This window comes from Anaerolineae bacterium (genome assembly GCA_014360855.1).
Lineage (GTDB): Bacteria > Chloroflexota > Anaerolineae > JACIWP01 > JACIWP01 > JACIWP01.
Window position 1 is genome coordinate 1 of the sequence record JACIWP010000190.1, and the last position, 6193, is coordinate 6193.

Consider the following 6193-nt stretch of genomic DNA (forward strand, 5'->3'; position numbering starts at 1 on the left):
AGGAAAGGCTTCAGGATGCCGCCGCGGCGGTCGCCGCCTGCTCCCGATATTTCAGTACGATCAGGTAGCATCCGAAGGGCACCAGCCAGGGCAGTTCGGGCAAATGCGTTGCCTCCGGGCTGATCTCCATCTCGGCGCACAGGTGCAGGAAGCCGCCGATTTTGCGGAAAGTGAGCAGGGAATTGCCGGCTTCGTCGGTCAGCTCCAGCCTGGTGGCCCAGAAGTTGGTGCGCACCGTATAGCGCCGGCCGTCCGCCAGTTCCAGTATCCCACCTCCTCGCCAGATGTGGCGGTGGAAGACCGCCAGGTCGGTCTCCGCGCCGCACTCACGGACGAGAATGCGCTGGCGCCAGAAGCCCACCTGCCAGAACGTCCAGCATCCTTCGGCGCTCTCCGCAGTGGCTTCGGAGCGGAAGGCACTGCGGAAGCGGAGCGTGGCGATAGGGATTTCCTGCGCGCAGTTCGAACTCCTGTTTCAGGGCGCGGGGCTGAACCCAGCGCAGGGTTTGTCCAACCCAATCGGCCATCTTCATAATTGCTTCCTTGTCGTCGGGCATTGAGGGGCAACGGCCAGGCTCCGCCGGCATGCCGGGCCGGCCGCTCCCGGGAGGTGCCTCCATTCGGGACAGACTAACGCCCAGTCATACGCCTTTCATGCTTGCGTCCCGCTTGCGAGGTGTAGGGAGGGACAGGGTTTTTCCAGGGCGTTCTTCGAACCCTATTCGCCGCCGGCAGGGAGAGGGAGAGGTGCGGGGATTATACTACAGAACCACACTATTGGTCTAGGTTGTGCCGGTTGGCTAGCTCTGGGACTGCTGCTTCAGTCCGTGGAACGATGCGCAAATGGGACTGTTTCAACCCCCTCTCTTTCCAGATGGTTGACTGTACGCGCCGCCGGCCGTATACTAAGGCCCAGGGGAAATTCCATGTCAAATATAGCACAATGGAGCGGCTACGTCAACCCTTTTCTTACATCTTCCGCCAGCGGAGCGTTATCAGATGATGGAGGTGCCCCATGACCCGACGCATCCTTTTCGAGCATACCACGCCCGCCGGCCAGGTCATCCGCGTCGTCCAGGGAGACCTGACCGATGAAGCGGTGGATGCCATCGTCAACGCCGCCAACGAACACCTGGCCCACGGCGGGGGCGTCGCCGGCGCCATCGTGCGCAAGGGCGGCTATGAGATCCAGGAAGAGAGCAGCGCATGGGTGGCACAGCATGGCCCGGTGCGCACCGGCACCGCCGCCATCACCGGCGCCGGCCGGCTCCCCGCCCGCTACGTCATCCATGCCGTCGGCCCGGTATGGGCCGGCGGAACGCGCGGCGAGGACGAGAAGCTCGCCTCTGCCGTGCGCAGTGCCCTGGAGCTGGCGGACCAGCACCGCCTGCGAAGCATCTCCATGCCCGGCATCTCCTCCGGCATCTTCGGCTTCCCCAAGGAGCGCTGTGCCCGCATCATGATCGAGACGGTGCGCCGGTATTTGGGGGAGCACCCGGACACCTCTCTGCGGGAGGTCAACTTCTGCAACATTGACGCCACGACGGCCGAGATTTTCGCGGCGGAGGCCGGCCGGCAGTTTGGGGGAGAGGAGTAGCGCCATGCGCCAGCCCATTTCCCGCATCGGCGTGCTTACCGGCGGCGGGGATTGCCCGGGCCTTAACGCCGTGATCCGCGCCGTGGTCAAGACCGCTGTGTACGAGTACGGCTGGGAGGTCATCGGCATCGAGGACGGTTTCGAGGGGTTGATCCTGCCCGATAAGACGCGCCGGCTGGATATCGCCGACGTGCGCGGCATCCTGCCGCGCGGCGGCACCATCCTGGGCACGACCAACCGCGCCAATCCCTTCGCCTACCCGGTGCGGACGCCGGCCGGCACATGGGAGCGGCGCGATGTGTCCGCGCAGGTGCTGGAGCGGCTGAATGGACTGGGGATCAATGCCCTGGTGGTCATCGGTGGGGACGGCTCCCTACACATCGCCCAGCGCCTGCTGGAAATGGGGGCGCCGGTCGTCGGCGTGCCCAAGACCATTGACAACGACATTGGCCTGACCGATGTCAGCTTCGGCTTTGACACGGCGGTCAATACCGCCATGGAGGCGATTGACCGCCTGCACACCACGGCCGAGAGCCATCACCGCGTCATGGTGGTGGAGGTGATGGGGCGCGAGGCCGGCTGGATCGCCCTGCAGGCCGGCGTGGCCGGCGGCGCCGACGCCATCCTCATCCCCGAGATCCCGTTCCATATCGAGCCGCTGGTGCGGCAGGTTGAGAGCCGGCGGGCGCGCGGCGCCAAATTCAGCATCGTGGTGGTGGCGGAAGGGGCATATCCCGCCGGCGGGAGTCCCGTCTATCAGGACACCGGCGATCCCATCGCCGGCCCGCGTCTGGGCGGCATCGGCGCCGTCGTGGGCCGGGAGCTGGCCGGCCGGCTGGACATGGAGGTGCGCGTCACGGTGCTGGGGCACATCCAGCGGGGCGGTTCACCTAGCGCCTTCGACCGGGTGCTGGCCTCGCGCTTCGGCTCGGCAGTGGTGCACCTGATCGCCGGCGGATACATCGGGCACATGGTGGCCCTGCAGGGCGCACAGGTCACCCATGTGCCTATTGCGGAGGCTATCGCACAGCCGCGGCGCGTCGTGCCGGACAGCGACCTGGTGCGCACGGTGCGCAGTCTGGGCATTTGTTTGGGAGACGCCAATCTGCGGCCGGCTCACTTCAGATAGCGGTCGAAGAACTGGATGGTGCGCCGCATTGCCATCGGACAGCTTCATAAGCGTATCCGCTTTTTGCGAAAATCCCCGCCGGTGGTATAATAGCTCTGCATTGAAATGGTGCCGCTGACCGGCGAGGCGCCGGCAGTGAGCCGTTGATCATGACGCTGTACCAGCAGTCGCTTGGATCGGCACGCGACCGAGACGACGCCATATCCAGTGAGATGCCGGAAAGGCGCCCACAGTCGTGTGCTGTGGGCTTTTTTGTTGCGCTGGGGGCCTGGGCATGGATGACATCCTGATTCGTGTGGAAGACCTGCATTTCGCCTACCGCGCCGGCGAGCCGGACGCTGTGCCGGCGCTGAACGGCATCTCCCTGACCATCCGCCGCGGCGAGTACATCGCCATCGTCGGCCATAACGGCTCGGGCAAATCCACCCTGGCCCGCCATTTCAACGCGCTCCTCCTGCCCACTCGCGGCAAAGTGTACGTCCAGGACATGGACACCTCTGACCCCCGCCACACCCTGGACATCCGCCGCATCGTCGGCATGGTTTTCCAGGACCCGGATAATCAGATTGTGGGCACATTGGTGGAAGAGGACGTGGCCTTTGGGCCGGAGAATCTGGGGGTGCCCCAGCCGGCGCTGGCCCAGCGCGTGGAAAAGGCCCTGCAGGCCGTCGGCTTGTGGGAACTGCGCCACCGCCCACCCCATTTGCTCTCCGGCGGACAGCGCCAACGGGTCGCCATCGCCGGCGTCCTGGCCATGGAGCCGGCCTGCCTGGTGCTCGACGAGGCTACCAGCATGCTGGACCCGGCCAGCCGCGCCGAGGTGCTCCAGGTGGTGCGGCGACTGCATGCCGCCGGCACGACCATCATTTCCATCACCCATTTCATGGAGGAAGCCGCCCTGGCCGAACGCATCATTGTGCTGGCCGGCGGGAGGATCGCGCTGGAAGGCTCGCCGCAGGAGGTCTTCTCCCAGCGGGAGCGCCTGCGCGAACTGCGGCTGGTGCCCCCGACGCCGGCGCAGTTGGCCGAGGCGATCCAGGTTCGCAGTGGGGTGGCGTTCTCCCCTCTGCCGCTGACGCGCGAGGCGTTGGTCGAGGCGGTGCATGCCCATGCGGTGTCCGTGCCGGCGGGAGGGCGGCTATGACCGAACCGCTTATTGCGATTCGCGATCTGCACTATACCTATCTCCCCGGCACACCCCTGCAGGCGGTGGCCCTGCGCGGCGCGTCCATGGAGGTGTATGCCGGCGAAATCATCGGCCTCATCGGCCCTGCCGGCGCCGGCAAATCCACCCTGCTCCAGCATTGCAACGGTCTCCTGCGCCCGACGGAACCCGGTCACGTCATCGTGGATGGGCAGGACCTGGCCGACCCCACAGTGGACCTGCGCCGCCTGCGCCAGATGGTGGGCATCGTCTTCCAGCATCCGGAGCGCCAGCTTTTCGAGACCCTGGTGGGCGATGACATCGCTTTCGGCCCGCGGCAGTTGGGGATGTCCCGCGAGGAGATCCGCCGGCGCGTGGAATGGGCCATGCGGGTTGTCGGCCTGGACTTCGATACATTCGTGGACCGCCCCACCGCGGCCCTCAGCGGCGGGGAGCGCCGCAAGGTCGCCATCGCCGGCGTGCTGGCCCTGCGCCCGCGCGTGCTCATTCTGGACGAGGCCTCGGCCGGGCTGGACCCGCTGACGCGCGAGGAATGGCTGGAGCAGGTGCGCCGGCTGAACGCCGCAGAGGGCATGACGGTCATCGTGGTCTCCTCTGACATGGAGGAGATCGCGGCCCTGGCCGGCCGGGTCTATGTCATGGCGGAGGGACGCATGGTGGATGAGGGTACGCCGGCGGAGGTCTTTGCCCACACCGACCTGCTGAACTCCCTCGGGTTGGGCCAGCCGGTCACCAGTTGGGTGTTAGGAGAACTGGGCCGGCGGGGCTATGACGTGGACCCGTACGCCATCCGATTTGAGGAGACGGTGGAGGAGCTATGCAGGATTTTGCGCTCCTGAGGCATATCACCATCGGGCAGTATCTGCCGGGCGATTCGCTCGTGCACCGCATGGACCCGCGCGCCAAGATCACGGTGGTGCTTTTGCTGTCGCTGGCGCTGACGGTGAACACATCATATCTGGCCAATATTCTCCTGCTGGCGCTGTGCCTGGGGCTGATCCGTGCGGCCGGCATCTCGCTCCGCTATGTGCTGAGTGGGGTGCGGCCGGCGCTCCCCTTTATCATCGCACTGTCGCTGATGCAGTTGGCCTTTTACGGCAACCCATCCGTCACCAGCGGACTGCCGGTCATCACCTTTCTGCGTTGGGGCCCTATCTTCATCACCAGCAGTGGCCTGCAGTTGGTGCTGGTATCGCTGGCGCGCTTCGTGGACCTGATGATCCTGGCCAGCATCCTGACCAACACGACGCCGCTGGCCCATCTGGCCTATGGACTGGAGGACATGTTAAAGCCCTTTGGCCGGCTGGGGGTGCCGGCGCATGAGATTTCCCTCATCTTTATCCTCGCCCTGCGCTTTGTCCCCATCCTGGCGGAGCAGTTGGAGACGCTGGCCAAGGCGCAGGCCTCGCGCGGGGCGGACGTCGGCGCCGGCGGCCGATGGCGCTTCTGGCGCACGGCGCGCGCCATGCTGGTGCTCATCGTGCCGCTGTTCCTGGACGCGTTCCGGCGCGCCGAGGAGCTGATCGTGGCGATGGAGGCGCGCTGTTACGCCGGCGGCCGGGGCCGCACACGGCTGATCCAGCTTCACATGGGACGGGCGGATGGCATCGCCATCCTCGTCTGTGCTTTGCTGGCCGCCGGCTTTATCTGGTTCCGCAAGAGCTTCCCATTCTAACCCTGTCAGGAGGTGCGCGCATGAACGGGACGGACAAATTGGTGCGGCGGGTGGTCACCGCCGGCGTGCTGGCGGCCATCGCCATTTTGCTCGGAGCGACGCGGTTGGGCTTTATCCCGGTGCCGACGCCGGCCGGCAACGCCACCATCATGCATGTACCGGCCATCCTCGGCGGTATTATGGAAGGGCCGGCGGTCGGTGGGATGATTGGCCTGGTCTTCGGCATCTTCAGCTTCTTTCAGGCCACCATCCCCATGTTCAAGGACCCCTTTGTGGCCATCCTGCCGCGCATCTTCATCGGCATCACCGCCTGGCTGGCATACATCGCCCTGCGCCGGCTGAACGAGTACCTGGCGCTGGTCGTGTCTGCGGCGGTGGGCACGCTGACCAATACGGTGCTCGTGCTGGGCATGGCTGTATGGCGGGGGTATATGGCCCCGGGCGTCGCGCTGACCGTGGGCGTCACCCACGGCCTGCCGGAGATCGTGGTAGCGGTCATCATCGTGGTGGCGGTGGTATCGGCCTGGAAGGCTGACTCTTACCCACTTTCATAGGCGAGAGACCATCGGTAGGTGAAGAGAGCGCGTCTGATCAGTCGGGGCTTGAGGATCCAGGGCATAGCCAAGA

General features: G+C 65.9%; 7 protein-coding genes. 6 read left to right on the forward strand and 1 reads right to left on the reverse strand.

Annotated elements, in window-relative coordinates:
- Positions 1–10: 10 nt before the first annotated feature.
- Positions 11–361: a hypothetical protein gene (locus tag H5T60_10485; protein ID MBC7242858.1), complete on the reverse strand. Its 351-nt coding sequence runs from the start codon at positions 359–361 to the stop codon at positions 11–13.
- Positions 362–1015: 654 nt separating this feature from the next.
- Here H5T60_10485 and H5T60_10490 point away from each other — a divergent pair.
- The 6 genes from H5T60_10490 (at position 1016) to H5T60_10515 (ending at position 6120) form a co-directional block, all read left to right on the forward strand.
- Positions 1016–1597 carry a macro domain-containing protein gene (locus H5T60_10490; protein ID MBC7242859.1) on the forward strand — a complete coding sequence of 194 codons (582 nt, stop codon included), beginning with the start codon at positions 1016–1018 and terminating at the stop codon, positions 1595–1597.
- 4 nt (positions 1598–1601) lie between these two features.
- A complete protein-coding gene (locus tag H5T60_10495; GenBank protein MBC7242860.1) occupies positions 1602–2726 on the forward strand; it encodes a 6-phosphofructokinase in 1125 nt (374 codons plus the stop codon).
- 274 nt (positions 2727–3000) lie between these two features.
- A complete protein-coding gene (locus H5T60_10500) occupies positions 3001–3870 on the forward strand; it encodes an energy-coupling factor transporter ATPase (GenBank protein MBC7242861.1) in 870 nt (289 codons plus the stop codon).
- A complete protein-coding gene (locus tag H5T60_10505; GenBank protein MBC7242862.1) occupies positions 3867–4730 on the forward strand; it encodes an energy-coupling factor transporter ATPase in 864 nt (287 codons plus the stop codon). The genes H5T60_10500 and H5T60_10505 overlap by 4 nt, the downstream gene beginning before the upstream one ends.
- Positions 4709–5566 carry an energy-coupling factor transporter transmembrane protein EcfT gene (locus H5T60_10510; protein ID MBC7242863.1) on the forward strand — a complete coding sequence of 286 codons (858 nt, stop codon included), beginning with the start codon at positions 4709–4711 and terminating at the stop codon, positions 5564–5566. The genes H5T60_10505 and H5T60_10510 overlap by 22 nt, the downstream gene beginning before the upstream one ends.
- A 20-nt stretch (positions 5567–5586) precedes the next feature.
- Positions 5587–6120 (forward strand): ECF transporter S component, encoded by a 534-nt coding sequence (locus H5T60_10515; protein MBC7242864.1) that lies wholly within the window; start codon positions 5587–5589, stop codon positions 6118–6120.
- Positions 6121–6193: the final 73 nt, after the last annotated feature.